Origin of the sequence: Aliihoeflea sp. 40Bstr573 (assembly GCF_024105655.1) — a bacterium.
Taxonomy (GTDB): Bacteria; Pseudomonadota; Alphaproteobacteria; order Rhizobiales; family Rhizobiaceae; genus Aliihoeflea.
Genome location: NZ_JAAAMH010000001.1, coordinates 463,727 through 477,579 on the forward strand (window position 1 = coordinate 463,727; position 13,853 = coordinate 477,579).

The window sequence follows — 13,853 nt, forward strand, 5'->3', positions numbered from 1 at the left end:
TCAACCCCTTGTCCGGCCGCCCGGCCAGCTCCTCACGCATCGCCCAGATAGGACTTGATGGTCTCGATGAAGCGCGCGACCGATATCGGCTTCGAAATATAGGCCTCGCAGCCGCCCTGCCGGATGCGCTCCTCATCGCCCTTCATGGCGAACGCCGTAACCGCGATGACCGGGATCGAGCGCAAATCGTCGTCGTCCTTTAGCCATTTGGTCACCTCCAGCCCGGAAACCTCGGGAAGCTGGATGTCCATCAGGATCAGGTCGGGACGGTGCTCGCGCGCAAGATCGAGCGCCTCCAGCCCGTTGCGTGTTCGCACGGTGTCGTAGCCCGACGCTTCGATGAGGTCGCGAAAGAGCTTCATGTTGAGCTCGTTGTCCTCGACGATCATCACCTTCTTGGTCATAAGTCCTCGACAGTCCAGGCGTCGGTCACTTCGACACCCGCTGAAATGTTAGCGTGATTTGATTGACGAAACGCAAACTCTTGTAACAAGCCATCGCGCGATGCTTGATCGCTGGCATGGCGCAGGTTAACCCAGCCGCATGATCAGGACCATGTCGGATTCGGGGCGCAGCGACAAGCCGCTGGCGCGGGAAGCAGCCGATGGCATCGCCATCCAGGCGCTGGGTTTCATTGCAAGCGATGCGGAATTGCTGCCACGCTTCCTCGACCTGACGGGCATCGCCGCGCACGACATCCGCCGTGCGGCAGGTGAGCCGGGCTTCATGGCCGGTGTGCTGCAGTTCATCCTGGCGCACGAGCCGACCCTTTTGAAGTTTTCCGAGGCAAGCGGCATCGCGCCGCAGGATGTCGGGCGCGCATTGCGCGCCTTGCCGACGGGCGACGATGGATACGAGATTTCCTCATGAGCGACGATCCCGAGACACTGCGCCAGATCGAGGAGCTTGCGGCCGACGACCGCCCGCTGCTGATCCTCGACGTCGACGACGTCATCCTCGATTTCATCAAGCCCTTTCCGCGCTATCTCCAGTCGAAGGGATTCGACCTGCGGCTCGACAGTTTTGCGCTGCATGGCAACATCTTCCATGCGGAGAATGGCAATGTCGCCGCAATCGAGCATGTGCGCACGCTGGTCGACGATTTCTTCCACGGCCAGGCCGACTGGCAGACCGTGACGGACGGCGCGGCCGATGCGATGGCGCAGATCGCGCGCAGCGCGGAGATCGTGCTCCTGACGGCGATGCCGCATCGCTTCCGCGATGCGCGGCGGCGTCATCTGGACGCGCTCGGACTGCCCTACCCGCTGCTGACGACCGAGATGGCGAAAGGACCCGCTGTGGCGCGCCTCCGGGGTGACACCCTGCGCCCGGTCGCCTTCGTCGACGACCAGCCGCGTAACTTGATCTCGGCACATGAGTGCGTGCCGGATGCCGCGCTGTTCCATCTGATGGCGGACAACAGTCTGCGCGAGCTGATGCCGCCCCCACCCGCCTACGCGACCATCGTCCATGACTGGGCCGAGGCATTGCCGAAGATCGAACGCGCGCTCGGCATAAGCGGTCACGAATTGGCGGCCAGCGCGTAGCGCATCAGGGGCCTGCCGGCCTTGCGTTCTGCGACCGTTTCGAAACCCGCCGCTTCGAAGACGCGGGCAGAGCCGACGAACAGGCCGATCGACCGCGAATCCCTTGACTGCCGGATCGGGCACGCCTCGACGATACGTGCGCCGTTCTGCCGGGCAAATTCGACCCCGGCCTGCACCAGCAGGTGCGTCAGGCCCTTGCCGCGCGCCGGCGAGCGCAGGAAGAAGCAGGAAATGGCCCAGGCGGCCACATCGGCCGGGTCGACATCGAGCGGCGCGGACGCCCTGCCCTTGTTGTTCCATTCGGGAACATCGGCGCGTGGGCCAATCTGCATCCAGCCGACGGCGCGGCCATTGTCGAACGCAAGGAGACCGGGTGGCGGGCCGTCCTCGATGCGCCGCTTCATGAACGCCTTGTTCGCCTCGCGGTCGTTGATGCGCCGCGTGCCGGGCGGCAAACGGAAATGGACACACCAGCAGCCATAGCAAGCGCCCTGCTTGCCGAAGAGGTCCTCGAAGGCCGCGCAGCGTTCGGGCGTCAGGGGAAGGATTTCGGCGTCCATGCCATGCTCCTTGCCGGTGCATCGACGCGCAATTCGCTTGCGACGCGGTGCGCATCGTCCTACGATGTTTGTTCCCTTTATGTTCACATCGATGCGCCAGACTGTCAATCATCCGCTTCATGGATTCTGCCGGGATTGCCTGACCCTCCAGCGTGGGGACGCGCCGCGTTGCCATGCCTGCGGCAGTCCGCGTATCGCCCGTCATGACGAGCTCTACGCGCTGCATCTGGGACATATCGACTGCGATGCCTTCTACGCGGCGGTCGAAAAGCGTGACAATCCGGCGCTCCGCGACAAGCCGGTGATCATCGGCGGCGGCACGCGCGGCGTCGTTTCCACGGCCTGCTACATCGCGCGCATCAAGGGCGTGCGATCGTCGATGCCTATGTTCAAGGCGCTGCAAGCCTGTCCGGAGGCCGTCGTGATCAAGCCGGACATGGAGAAGTACGTTCGTGTCGGGCGCGAGGTGCGCCAGATGATGGAGGCGCTGGCGCCGCTGGTCGAACCGCTCTCGATCGACGAGGCCTTCCTCGACCTTGGCGGCACCGAGACGCTGCACGGGCGCCCGGCTGCCCTGGTGCTCGGCCAATTCGCGCTCTCGGTCGAGCGCGAAATCGGAATTTCCGTCTCGGTGGGCCTCTCCTACTGCAAGTTCCTCGCCAAGGTCGCATCCGACTTGAGGAAACCGCGCGGCTTTGCTGTCATCGGCGAGGCAGAGGCGCTGGAATTCCTGGCCGGACAGCCGGTGTCGATGATCTGGGGCGTCGGCAAGGCGTTTACGGCCGTTCTGGAGCGAGACGGCGTGCGCACCATCGGCCAGTTGCAGAAGATGGAGCGCGGCGATCTCCTGAAGCGCTATGGCACGATGGGCGACCGGCTCTTCCACCTGTCACGCGGCGAGGATGTCCGGCGCGTCACCGCCGACCGGGAGGCCAAGAGCGTTTCGTCCGAAACCACCTTCGACGTCGACCTGTCGCGCGCAGAGGATCTGGTACCGGTGCTGCGGGCGTTGAGCGAGAAGGTTTCGCGGCGGCTGAAGAGCCATCAGATCGCCGGACGCACCGTCGTCCTCAAGCTCAAGACGGGGGACTTCAAGACCCGCACACGCAACCGGGCGCTGGCGGACCCGACCCAGCTTGCCGAGCGGATTTTCCAGACCGGGCTGGACATGCTGAAGCACGAACTCGACGGCACGCGCTTCCGCCTGCTGGGCATCGGCGTTTCCGAACTGGCGGATGCGGCGCGGGCCGATCCTCCCGACCTCGTCGACACCCGCGGGGCCAAGGCCGCCAAGGCGGAGGGTGCGATGGATCGGCTGCGGGACAAGTTCGGCAATGCGATCGTCGAGACGGGCTACACGTTCGGGCGCCCGCGCAACGGCCGACCACCGAAAGCCGGCTGACTATTGCCTTTCGAAGGAAAGCTGCGCCGTGACGACAGGCTCGCCCGTCTGCGGATGCGCTTCGGTGGTCACGATCTGCAATGCGTTGCCGGAGGACGAAAGCTGCATGCGCGCTTCGCGGCCGGTCTCCGGCCATGCGACGGCGAGATTGACGGTGTCGCCGCTGCGGTTACCCGAAAGACTGGCAGGACCGCGCGGCGAACCCGTATATGTTCCAGAATATGTCGCGCCTTCTACCGACAGATCCGCGCCGATCGCCCGCGACATGATGATCATCGCGCTGCAATTTCCGTCCATCGACAGCCGCTCGGCCAACGCATCGGAGGAGAGGTCGCAATTGACGTTGACCGGCTCCTGCTCGGGCTTCAGTCGGATCGAACCGCCGCCGGCCCATTGTCCTTCCAGGCTCTTCAGGAATTCGGCCTCGGATGAATGTGCCGGCATCGCAGCCATCATGGATGCCGCGGCAACAAATGCGGACAAAGCGCGCATGTCGATCCTTTCGAGTTTGACCTTCACTCGGGAAGAGAACGCGCCAATCCGGCCTTCCGAACATTCACCGTCACATTTTCTGCGACACCCGGACACGGATCGTGAAGCAACTCAAACGAGTTCAACGTCGACCACGCCTGGAACGGCCTTCATCGCAGACGCGATCTGCGGCGACAGACGGTAGCGGTCTGGAAGCTCGACCTCGATCTCGCCCTGCCCGCCTTCGCGGATGACGACGAAGCTGACCTGCCCCTCGCCGCGCTGCGACAACTGGCCGGTCAAAACCGAAAGCGGCGAGGGATCGCGCAGGAAGATGCGCAGAGCCTTCTGAATGCGGCTTGCCTCGTCTTCCAGCGACGCCATGGTCTGGACGCGCAGATTTACGCCTTCCGGCCGGTTCTCCGCCGCAACCGTCACGACGACCGACTTGCCGGGCTCGAGAAGGTCGCGATACTGCGCCAGCATCTCGGAGAAGAGCACGGCCTCGTACTGCCCAGTCGCATCGGACAACTGGATGATGCCCATCTTGTTGCCAGTCTTGGTGCGGCGCTCCTGGCGCGAGGTGATCGTGCCGGCAAGCCGCCCCGCCGAAGCCCCGCGCTTGACGGCGGCCTGAAACTCCGCCCAGCCCTGCACGCGCAGCTTTTCCAGCGTCTTCTTGTATTCGTCGAGTGGATGGGCCGAAAGGTAGAAGCCGACGGCGTTGAACTCGCGGTGGAGACGCTCGGCGGGCAGCCACGGTTCGGCGAGCGGCAGATGCAGCTTTTCGGGCTCGGCGCCCAGCGCCTGTCCGAAAATGTCAGTCTGGCCACTCGCGGCATTTTCGCTGGCACGGGCGGCGAGCCCCATCATCCGGTCAAGACCGGAAGCGAGCGCTGCACGGTCGTGGCCAAAGCAGTCGAACGCGCCGGCGGCGATCAGGCTTTCGAAGACGCGCTTGCCGACGATCTTGGGATCGACGCGCGAGCAGAAATCCTCGAGGCTCTCGAACGACTTTTCCTTGCGCAGCGCCACGATATGGTCGACCGCCCCTTCGCCAACGCCCTTGATGGCGGCGAGCGCATAGAAGATCTTCTTCTCGCCAACCTCGAACGGTCGATGGCTCGTCATCACCGATGGCGGCACGACCTCGATCCCGAGACGCATCGCGTCCTGCCTGAAATCAGAGAGTTTCTCGGTGTTGTTCATGTCATACGTCATCGACGCGGCGAGGAACTCGGTCGGGTAATGCGCCTTCAGATAGGCCGTCTGGTAGGAGACGATGGCGTAGGCGGCGGCGTGCGACTTGTTGAAGCCGTAATCGGCGAACTTGGCCAAGAGGTCGAAGATGAAGTTCGCCTGCGGCTTGGTGACCCCGCGCTCGACCGCGCCGTCGACGAAGCGCACGCGTTGCTTGTCCATCTCGGCGCGGATCTTCTTGCCCATGGCGCGGCGCAACAGATCGGCTTCGCCGAGCGAATAGCCCGAAAGCTCCTGCGCGATCTGCATCACCTGCTCCTGGTAGACGATGACGCCCTGCGTCTCCTTCACCAGATGGTCGATCTTCGGATGGATCGACTCGATTTCCTCCTCACCGTGCTTGCGGGCGTTGTAGGTCGGGATGTTCTCCATCGGGCCCGGCCGATAGAGCGCGACGAGAGCGATGATGTCCTCGATGCAGTCAGGCTTCATGCCAACGAGCGCCTTGCGCATGCCGGCCGATTCCACCTGGAACACGCCGACCGTCTCGCCGCGCGAAAGCATCGCGTAGGTCTTCTCGTCGTCGAGCGGAATGGTCGCCAGGTCAATGTCGACGCCGCGCCGCTTGATGAGGTCGACGGCCGTCTGCAGGACGGTCAGCGTCTTCAGGCCGAGGAAGTCGAACTTCACCAGACCGGCCTGCTCGACCCATTTCATGTTGAACTGGGTGACCGGCATGTCGGAGCGCGGATCGCGATACATCGGCACGAGCTGCCAGAGCGGCCGATCGCCGATGACGATGCCGGCGGCGTGCGTCGAGGCATGGCGGTAGAGGCCTTCGAGCTTCATCGCGATGTCGAGGAGGTTCTGGACGATCGGTTCCTTCTCCACCTCCTCGGCAAAGCGCGGCTCGCCCTCGATGGCGTCCTTGAGCTTGACCGGGTTGGCGGGGTTGGCCGGCACCATCTTGCAGAGCCGGTCGACCTGTCCGTAGGGCATCTGGAGCACACGGCCTACGTCGCGCAGGACGGCGCGGGCCTGAAGCGTTCCGAAAGTGATGATCTGGCCGACCTGCTCACGCCCGTACTTGCCCTGGACGTAGCGGATGACCTCCTCACGCCGGTCCTGGCAGAAATCGATGTCGAAGTCCGGCATCGATACGCGCTCGGGATTGAGGAATCGCTCGAAGAGGAGCGAGAAGCGCAGGGGATCGACGTCGGTGATGGTGAGCGCATAGGCGACGAGCGAACCTGCGCCCGAACCACGGCCCGGTCCGACGGGAATCCCTTGAGCCTTGCCCCATTTGATGAAGTCCGCGACGATCAGGAAGTAGCCCGGAAACTTCATCCGGGTGATGATGCCGATCTCGAATTCGAGCCGCTCGCGATACTGCTCGACCGTGTAGCCCTTGGTGGGGCCGTGCGCGGCAAGACGCGCATCGAGCCCTTCGCGGGCCTGGCGCGCGAGTTCGTCGGCCTCGGCCTGGAGCGCTGCATCCGCGTCGGCCTCGTCGTTGCCGGTGAAACGTGGCAGGATCGGGTTGCGGGTCTTGGGATAGTAGGAGCAGCGCCGGGCGATCTCGATCGTGGACGCGAGCGCTTCGGGGAGGTCCGCAAACAGCGCGGCCATCTCCTTTTGTGTGCGCAGATAGTGATCGGGCGTCAGCCGGCGGCGGTCGTCAACGGCGACGACCGAGCCTTCCGCGATCGCCATCAGCGCGTCATGGGCGTCATAGTCGGCGGCGGCGGGAAAGAAGGCTTCGTTGGTCGCGACGAGCGGCAAATCGTGCGCGTAGGCAAGTTCGATCGTCGCGGCCTCCTGCGGGCGGTCATAGCCGCTCGGACGCTGGAGTTCGACATAGAGCCGGTCGCTGTACCAGTCCTTCAACTGGACAAGGCGCTGCTCGGCTAGCGCCGGTTGGTCGGCCTTGAGCGCGGCGCCGATCGGGCCGCGTTCGCTTCCGGTCAGGCAGATGATGCCCTCGCTGCGGGCCGGCAGCCACTCAGCGAGCACTTGCACCGGTTCGCCGGCCGGCACGTCGAGGTAGGATTTCGAAACGAGGTCGACGAGATTGGCGTATCCGCTTTCGGTCGCCGCGATCAGCACCAGCGGCGTCAGTCCGCGGTCGTGGCGGCGCGCATTGCGGCCGTTGTCCTGCGCGTCGCCGAAATTGACGTCGATCTGGCAACCCACGATGGGCTGCACGCCGTCCTTGACCGCCTTCTGCGCGAATTCCAGCGCGCCGAAGAGGTTGTTGGTGTCGGCGATGCCGATGGCCGGCGCCTGGTCCTTGACCGCGTGGCCCACGATCTTGCCGATGGGAAGCGCGCCTTCGAGGAGCGAGTAGGCCGAATGGACCCGAAGATGGACAAAGCGATTCGAAACAGCGCTGGTCAGGCTGGCGGTCATGTCGGGCTTTCGCAAGAAGAGTCGGGCTCCATTGTCGGACCCGACCGGGTCGATGTCCACCCTGCGAGCAACGTTTCCAACAGACGTGCCGTCAGAAGTGTTCGCCTGAGCGGAACGGGCCGATCCGCATTCCCGCTGCGATCAGGTAAGCCGTCGACCAGCCGATGAGAAGGAAGCCGTTGATGCCCTCCAGCGCAGCAAAGACGCGCCAGCGCTCTGGCGGAATGACGTCGCCATAGCCAAGTGTGGAGAAGGAGACGATCGAGAAATAAAGCGCGGTCTCGATATCGCCGAAACTGCCGATCGCGAAATGGACCAGCGCCCATAGCCAGATCTCGACGGCCAGCACGACGAATGTTCCGAGAACGGTCGCGACCATGGCGACGATGCGGTTGCGCCGGTGGTCGACACCCAGGATGTGGTCAGCGCCGACGAGCAGCGCGTCACCTCAATCAGCCCGACGGCATGGATCACGACCGTCGCGGCGATCACGATCGTCCCGAGCAGAAGGTTCTCGACCACCTGCGACGCTCCGTTCACAAGAGGTTGCTTGAATGCGGGCCAGATTCCTGAAAATCTTGTAGCAACAGAAAAACGCCGAGGAAATGCCATGAAGACCCGTGCCGCCGTCGCCACCGCCGCTGGAAAGCCGCTTGAAATCATGGAGGTCGACCTCGAAGGGCCGCGCGCCGGCGAGGTTCTGGTCGAGATCAAGGCGACGGGCATCTGCCACACCGACGAATTCACCCTGTCGGGCGCTGATCCGGAAGGCATCTTTCCGGCGATTCTCGGCCACGAGGGCGCGGGCGTCGTCGTCGATGTCGGGGCCGGCGTGACGAGCCTGAAGAAGGGCGACCACGTCATCCCTCTCTACACGCCCGAATGCCGCTCGTGCCCGTCGTGCCTCTCGCGCAAGACGAACCTGTGCACCGCGATCCGCACCACGCAAGGCCAGGGACTGATGCCGGATGGCACCTCCCGCTTCTCGATCGGCAAGGACAAGATATTCCACTACATGGGCTGCTCGACCTTCGCCAATCACACGGTCCTGCCCGAGATCGCACTCGCCAAGGTCAACCCCGACGCGCCCTTCGACAAGATTTGCTACATCGGCTGCGGGGTGACGACAGGCATTGGCGCCGTTATCAACACCGCCAAGGTCGAAATAGGCTCGACCGCGATCGTCTTCGGTCTCGGCGGCATCGGCCTGAACGTCATCCAGGGCCTTCGGCTTGCCGGCGCAGACATGATCGTCGGCGTCGATCTGAACAATGACAAGAAGGAATGGGGCGAGCGCTTCGGGATGACCCATTTCGTCAATCCGCGCGAAGTCGACGGCGACATCGTGCCGTATCTCGTCAACATGACCAAGCGCGGCGCCGATCAGATCGGCGGTGCGGACTATACGTTCGACTGCACGGGCAACGTGAAAGTCATGCGCCAAGCACTTGAATCCGCTCATCGCGGCTGGGGCGAATCGATCGTCATCGGCGTTGCCGGTGCAGGCCAGGAAATCTCGACACGGCCGTTCCAGCTCGTCACCGGGCGCACCTGGAAGGGCACGGCCTTCGGCGGCGCACGCGGGCGCACGGACGTTCCGAAGATCGTCGACTGGTATATGGACGGCAAGATCGAGATCGATCCGATGATCACGCACACGCTTTCGCTCGACGAGATCAACAAGGGGTTCGACCTGATGCATGCGGGCGAATCGATCCGCAGCGTGGTCGTCTACTGACGTCAGGTCGCGGCACTTTTCGGACGCTCGCGCGTTGATGCGCGAGCGCTCCGCCATGCGCGGACTGGACGTCATCGACAATCGGGAAACACAAATGTTCGCAAATAAACTCCTGCTCGCTGCCGCGGGCGTTTCGCTGATGACACTTGCTGCTTGCGGCGAGGACGAAACGACGACCTCGCAGGCCCAGCCGACGCCGCCGGCGCAGTCCGAACCGGCCAATCCCGACCTCGATCAGACGCTGGACGATGCCGAAGACGCCGCCGGCGACGCGCTGTCGCGCTTGCGCGAGGCCGCCGACGAGGCTGCGACCGAGGCTGGCCGACTGGCTGGAGAGGCGCGAACGCGCGCCGAACAGGCGCTGGAAGACGCCGGACCGACTCTCGACCGCGCAGGTGAGGTTGCCGGCCAGATCGGCGCGTCGGTGGGCGAGATCGTCGAACGGGCACGCGACGACATCGAGCGGGCGGCTCGCGAACTGGAAGCGCGGATCGACGAGACTACCGGCGGCGACGTGCCCGAAGCGCCAGCAGGCGACCCGGCGGCGCTGCTCGTTGCCGAAGACGATCTCAACGCCGATACGCGAGCCGCCGCCCGTGCCTCGATGGCGAATGTCGGCCCCGACTATGTCGGCGTCTGGGCCGAGAACGCGGAAGGCTGTGCGCGGATCGACCAGGAGCCGATCGAGCTCTTCGCCGTGGTCACCCCGACGACCATTCGCCGCTACGAGAGCGTCTGCAACATCGAGCCGGGCGAAACGGTCGACGGCGCGACGACGGTTTCGGCGACCTGCTTTGCCGAAGGCGAGACGGAAGAGCGTCAGATAACGCTCGATACGTCAGAACCCGACACGCTGCGCATCAGCCAGGCAGCCGGCGACGAAGGGGTGTCGCTGACCCAGTGCAGCCTCCCGTGAGCAAGCCTGCCATCTTCGTCGATGCGGACGCCTGTCCGGTCAAGAACGAGGTGCTGAAGGTCGCAGAACGTCACGATCTCATCGTGACGTTCGTCGCCAATGGCGGGCTGCGCCCCTCGCGCGACCCGATGGTGCGCAATGTGGTGGTCTCCACCGGCTTCGACGCCGCCGACGACTGGATCGTGGAGAATGCGGCGGCCAACGACATCGTCGTCACGGCCGACATTCCGCTTGCCGCGCGTGGCGTCGAGAAAGGCTGCCACGTCGTCGGGATGACTGGCCAACCCTTCACGCCCGAAACGATCGGCATGGCGGTGGCGATACGCGACCTGAAGCAGAATTTGCGCGAAAGCGGGGAGATCAAGGGCTATAACGCCGCCTTCTCCCCGAAGGACCGGTCGCGCTTTCTGGAAACGTTGGACCGGACGGTCCGGCGCGCATTGAATACGAAATGAGGGACTGATGAAGTCGATATCCGAAGCCCGAGCTCATGGCGGGACACAAGGTGTCTATTCGCACATGTCGCAGGCCTGCAACTGCGAGATGACTTTCGCGGTCTTCGTGCCGCCGCAGGCGAAGGACGGCCCCTGCCCGGTTCTCTGGTACCTGTCTGGCCTGACCTGCACGCATGCGAACGTCATGGACAAGGGCGAGTATCGCCGCATGGCCGCCGAACTCGGCCTCATCGTCGTCTGTCCGGACACGAGCCCGCGCGGCGACGGAGTTCCAGACGAGCCGGACAACTGGCAGTTCGGCAAGGGCGCAGGCTTCTACGTCGACGCGACGGAGGAGCCGTTTGCCAGCCACTACCGCATGTATTCCTACGTCACAGAGGAACTGCCATCGCTGATCACCGAAAATTTCCCGGCGGATATGGCGCGGCAGTCGATCTTCGGCCATTCGATGGGCGGACACGGCGCGATGACCATCGCGCTCAAACACCCGGACCGCTTCAAATCCTGCTCGGCGTTCGCGCCGATCGTGCAGCCGTCGACGGCGGGCTGGTCGAAGCCTGCCTTCGAGAAGTATCTCGGAACGAACGACGCCGCATGGCGGCTCTATGACGCAACGGCACTGGTCGAGGACGGCGCACGGTTCCCCGAATTCCTGATCGATCAGGGCACCGCCGACGGCTTCCTCGACGACGGCCTGCGTCCCTGGCTTTTCGAGGAAGTGGTGAAGGGAACGGATATTGCCCTCACCTTGCGCATGCAGGAGGGCTACGACCACTCCTATTTCTTCATTTCGACCTTCATGGACGACCATCTCAGATGGCACGCGCAGCGACTCGGCACTGCGAAATGAGATGAGCTGGCGGTGATAGCGCCCTGATCTGAAAGGCAAATGTGCACAACGGTTGCGGTTGCAACCCACATGCTCCATGCTTGGACACGCGCCGACGACTGGTGCGCAGCAACATTCAGAGCGAACATTTCAGGGGGTGGCACAGGTGTCCGACACCGCGACGATCTATTCCGAAAATCCCGACCTCGACACGCTGGGCGGCCGGCTTTCGCGCGCCCGCGACGCGGTCGGCATGACGACCGCGCAGCTTGCGCGGCGGCTCGGCGTTCAGACGGCAACGCTGCAGGCCTGGGAGACCGATCGTTCGCAGCCCCGCGCCAACCGGCTTTCGATGCTGGCGGGCGTGCTCAATGTCAGCCTGTCCTGGCTGCTCTATGGCATCGGAACCGCGCCGGCGGAAGAGGATGCGCGCGACGACACGGTGCGCGCCATTTCCGCTCAGCTTGCCGAGTTGAAGCGGCTGCACGCCCAAAGCGCGGCGGTGATCACCCAGATCGAGGATGAGCTGCGGATATTCGCGCGCGAGGGTGACAAGGGCGGCGCAATCGTCTAGCGTCGATTCTGTCAGGGGTGCTTGCACCCCGCCGGTTTGCGGGAGAGAGCGGTTCGGGCCTTGCCGGGATCGCCGCCGAAGGGGAAATCGCCCGAAATCTCTCAGGCAAAAGAACCGTCCGCCGGCCAAGACGCTCTGGAAAGTCGGGGATCGCTCCCCGCGCCGAAGGTGTAAGCGTTGCCGACAGGGTTCCGGTCGCGCGAGTCTCTCAGGCTTCCGACAGAGGGGCACGAACATGCCGCGCAAGCGGCTGGACACGTGCGACCTTTGGAGGCCGAATGGCGGAACTGGGCGAACTGAAACGACTCCCATTACACGATCTGCATGCGGCGGCAGGCGCGAAGTTCGGCGGATTCGCCGGCTGGTCGATGCCGCTGACCTATCCCGCAGGCGTGATGAAGGAACATCTCCATTGCCGCGAGGCGACGGGGCTGTTCGACATCTCCCACATGAAGCTGTTCGCGGTGTCCGGGCCGCAGGCCGCGGCTGCACTTTCGCGCGCCTGCCCGATCGAGGCCGACGGGCTTGCGACGGGGCAGTCGAAATACACGTTCTTCCTGAATGGCGACGCTGGCATTCTCGACGATCTGATCGTCACGCGGGTGGACGGCGAGCGCTTCGTCGTCGTCGCCAACGCCGGCAATGCAGAAGCCGACGAGGCGCATCTGCGCGAGGTCGTAGCGGGGTTCAATTGCAGGATCGACGCGCTGGACCGCGTGTTTTTGGCCTTGCAGGGACCGCAAGCCGAGGCAGTGGCGCGCGACGCCGGGCTAGAGATCGATGGCCTCGCCTTCATGAACGGTAGGGAAACCAACGATGGCGGCTTCATCGCGCGCAGCGGCTACACCGGCGAGGACGGTTTCGAGATCGCCGTGCCGCTGGACGCGGCGCAAGCGCTCGCCGAACGGCTCGCAGCCGATCCGCGCGTCGAATGGATAGGCCTGGCCGCGCGCGACAGCCTGCGGCTCGAGGCCGGGCTTTGCCTTCATGGACAGGACATCACGCCGGACACCAACCCGGTCGATGCCGGACTGACATGGGCTATCCCCAAGGCGTTGCGTGCGGGCGGTTCCTATATCGGCGCCGATGCGCTGGCCAAGGCCATCGCCAACGGCCCGCGCCGCAAACGCGTCGGCCTGAAGCCGGACGGCCGCCAGCCGGTGCGGGCCGGGGCGGCGCTGGTCGACGCTGACGGCGCGGCGGTCGGATCGATCACGTCGGGCGGGTTCGGTCCGTCTTTCGGCGGGCCCGTCGCAATGGGCAGCGTCGACGCCGCCGCTTTGGAAGGCCCCATTTTTGCGGAGGTGCGCGGCAACCGCATGCCTCTCGCACTCCACCCTCTTCCGTTCCAGCCACATCGCATGCGCAAAGGATGACGCAGATGGCCCAGACCTATTTCACCGAAGACCACGAATGGATCCGCGTCGAGGGCGACATCGCGACCGTCGGCATCACCAACTACGCGCAGGAACAGCTTGGCGACCTCGTTTTCGTCGAACTGCCCGAAAAGGGCCGAAGCATCGCCAAGGGCGACACGGTTGTCGTGGTCGAATCGGTCAAGGCGGCGTCTGACGTCTATGCCCCGCTTGCCGGCGAGGTGACGGACGTCAATGACGGGCTCTCCGACAATCCGGGCCTCGTCAACTCGGCCGCCGAGAAGGATGGCTGGCTGTGGAAGATGAAGCTCGCCGACAAGGCCGCGCTCGACGGCCTTATGGACCGCGCGGCCTATGACGCGACGACGGCCTGACG

At 64.5% G+C, this 13,853-nt stretch carries 15 protein-coding genes and 1 riboswitch; of the genes, 10 read left to right on the forward strand and 5 right to left on the reverse strand.

Annotation, left to right across the window (positions count from 1 at the left end):
* Positions 1–32: 32 nt before the first annotated feature.
* On the reverse strand, positions 33–404 hold the full coding sequence (locus GTK01_RS02225) for a response regulator (protein WP_252924211.1): 372 nt from the start codon (positions 402–404) through the stop codon (positions 33–35).
* Positions 405–543: 139 nt separating this feature from the next.
* Here GTK01_RS02225 and GTK01_RS02230 point away from each other — a divergent pair, with 139 nt between their 5' ends.
* Positions 544–870: a DUF3572 domain-containing protein gene (locus GTK01_RS02230; RefSeq protein WP_252924212.1), complete on the forward strand. Its 327-nt coding sequence runs from the start codon at positions 544–546 to the stop codon at positions 868–870.
* Positions 867–1,547, forward strand: a complete 681-nt coding sequence (locus tag GTK01_RS02235; RefSeq protein ID WP_252924213.1) for a hypothetical protein — start codon at positions 867–869, stop codon at positions 1,545–1,547. Before GTK01_RS02230 ends, GTK01_RS02235 begins: the two co-directional genes overlap by 4 nt.
* Here GTK01_RS02235 and GTK01_RS02240 read toward each other — a convergent pair.
* Complete coding sequence (locus GTK01_RS02240) at positions 1,523–2,107, reverse strand: GNAT family N-acetyltransferase (RefSeq protein WP_252924214.1); 585 nt, start codon at positions 2,105–2,107, stop codon at positions 1,523–1,525. The two genes, GTK01_RS02235 and GTK01_RS02240, sit on opposite strands and share 25 nt — an antisense overlap.
* Positions 2,108–2,198: 91 nt before the next feature.
* Between GTK01_RS02240 and GTK01_RS02245 the strand changes: the two genes are divergently transcribed.
* On the forward strand, positions 2,199–3,509 hold the full coding sequence (locus tag GTK01_RS02245; protein WP_371924240.1) for a DNA polymerase IV: 1,311 nt from the start codon (positions 2,199–2,201) through the stop codon (positions 3,507–3,509).
* Here GTK01_RS02245 and GTK01_RS02250 read toward each other — a convergent pair whose 3' ends face one another.
* From GTK01_RS02250 to GTK01_RS02260, 3 genes are all read right to left on the reverse strand, one after another.
* A complete protein-coding gene (locus GTK01_RS02250; RefSeq protein ID WP_252924215.1) occupies positions 3,510–3,953 on the reverse strand; it encodes a hypothetical protein in 444 nt (147 codons plus the stop codon).
* A 159-nt stretch (positions 3,954–4,112) separates the two neighbouring features.
* Positions 4,113–7,589: a DNA polymerase III subunit alpha gene (dnaE, locus tag GTK01_RS02255; RefSeq protein ID WP_252924216.1), complete on the reverse strand. Its 3,477-nt coding sequence runs from the start codon at positions 7,587–7,589 to the stop codon at positions 4,113–4,115.
* Between the two features lie 91 nt (positions 7,590–7,680).
* Positions 7,681–7,968: a potassium channel family protein gene (locus GTK01_RS02260; RefSeq protein ID WP_252924217.1), complete on the reverse strand. Its 288-nt coding sequence runs from the start codon at positions 7,966–7,968 to the stop codon at positions 7,681–7,683.
* Between the two features lie 231 nt (positions 7,969–8,199).
* Between GTK01_RS02260 and GTK01_RS02265 the strand changes: the two genes are divergently transcribed.
* The 7 genes from GTK01_RS02265 to gcvH all read left to right on the forward strand — a co-directional run bounded on the left by GTK01_RS02265 (position 8,200) and on the right by gcvH (position 13,851).
* On the forward strand, positions 8,200–9,327 hold the full coding sequence (locus tag GTK01_RS02265; RefSeq protein WP_252924218.1) for an S-(hydroxymethyl)glutathione dehydrogenase/class III alcohol dehydrogenase: 1,128 nt from the start codon (positions 8,200–8,202) through the stop codon (positions 9,325–9,327).
* A gap of 94 nt (positions 9,328–9,421) precedes the next feature.
* Positions 9,422–10,243, forward strand: a complete 822-nt coding sequence (locus GTK01_RS02270) for a hypothetical protein (protein WP_252924219.1) — start codon at positions 9,422–9,424, stop codon at positions 10,241–10,243.
* On the forward strand, positions 10,240–10,698 hold the full coding sequence (locus GTK01_RS02275) for a YaiI/YqxD family protein (RefSeq protein ID WP_252924220.1): 459 nt from the start codon (positions 10,240–10,242) through the stop codon (positions 10,696–10,698). The genes GTK01_RS02270 and GTK01_RS02275 overlap by 4 nt, the downstream gene beginning before the upstream one ends.
* A gap of 7 nt (positions 10,699–10,705) precedes the next feature.
* Positions 10,706–11,548 carry an S-formylglutathione hydrolase gene (gene fghA / locus GTK01_RS02280; protein WP_252924221.1) on the forward strand — a complete coding sequence of 281 codons (843 nt, stop codon included), beginning with the start codon at positions 10,706–10,708 and terminating at the stop codon, positions 11,546–11,548.
* Positions 11,549–11,693: 145 nt separating this feature from the next.
* Positions 11,694–12,101 (forward strand): helix-turn-helix domain-containing protein, encoded by a 408-nt coding sequence (locus tag GTK01_RS02285; protein ID WP_252924222.1) that lies wholly within the window; start codon positions 11,694–11,696, stop codon positions 12,099–12,101.
* A 29-nt stretch (positions 12,102–12,130) separates the two neighbouring features.
* Positions 12,131–12,228, forward strand: a riboswitch (glycine riboswitch).
* A gap of 151 nt (positions 12,229–12,379) precedes the next feature.
* Entirely contained in the window at positions 12,380–13,477 is a 1,098-nt protein-coding gene (gene gcvT / locus GTK01_RS02290) for a glycine cleavage system aminomethyltransferase GcvT (RefSeq protein WP_252924223.1), read from the forward strand.
* A 5-nt stretch (positions 13,478–13,482) separates the two neighbouring features.
* Positions 13,483–13,851 carry a glycine cleavage system protein GcvH gene (gene gcvH, locus GTK01_RS02295; protein ID WP_252924224.1) on the forward strand — a complete coding sequence of 123 codons (369 nt, stop codon included), beginning with the start codon at positions 13,483–13,485 and terminating at the stop codon, positions 13,849–13,851.
* The last annotated feature ends 2 nt before the right edge of the window (positions 13,852–13,853 follow it).

Coding starts and splice junctions, on each gene's coding strand:
- GTK01_RS02225 (WP_252924211.1), bottom strand. CDS start 404: ATGACCAAGAAGGTGATGATCGTCGAGGACAACGAGCTCAACATGAAG.
- GTK01_RS02230 (WP_252924212.1), top strand. CDS start 544: ATGATCAGGACCATGTCGGATTCGGGGCGCAGCGACAAGCCGCTGGCG.
- GTK01_RS02235 (WP_252924213.1), top strand. CDS start 867: ATGAGCGACGATCCCGAGACACTGCGCCAGATCGAGGAGCTTGCGGCC.
- GTK01_RS02240 (WP_252924214.1), bottom strand. CDS start 2,107: ATGGACGCCGAAATCCTTCCCCTGACGCCCGAACGCTGCGCGGCCTTC.
- GTK01_RS02245 (WP_371924240.1), top strand. CDS start 2,199: ATGCGCCAGACTGTCAATCATCCGCTTCATGGATTCTGCCGGGATTGC.
- GTK01_RS02250 (WP_252924215.1), bottom strand. CDS start 3,953: ATGCCGGCACATTCATCCGAGGCCGAATTCCTGAAGAGCCTGGAAGGA.
- dnaE (WP_252924216.1), bottom strand. CDS start 7,589: ATGACCGCCAGCCTGACCAGCGCTGTTTCGAATCGCTTTGTCCATCTT.
- GTK01_RS02260 (WP_252924217.1), bottom strand. CDS start 7,968: ATGGTCGCGACCGTTCTCGGAACATTCGTCGTGCTGGCCGTCGAGATC.
- GTK01_RS02265 (WP_252924218.1), top strand. CDS start 8,200: ATGAAGACCCGTGCCGCCGTCGCCACCGCCGCTGGAAAGCCGCTTGAA.
- GTK01_RS02270 (WP_252924219.1), top strand. CDS start 9,422: ATGTTCGCAAATAAACTCCTGCTCGCTGCCGCGGGCGTTTCGCTGATG.
- fghA (WP_252924221.1), top strand. CDS start 10,706: ATGAAGTCGATATCCGAAGCCCGAGCTCATGGCGGGACACAAGGTGTC.
- gcvT (WP_252924223.1), top strand. CDS start 12,380: ATGGCGGAACTGGGCGAACTGAAACGACTCCCATTACACGATCTGCAT.
- gcvH (WP_252924224.1), top strand. CDS start 13,483: ATGGCCCAGACCTATTTCACCGAAGACCACGAATGGATCCGCGTCGAG.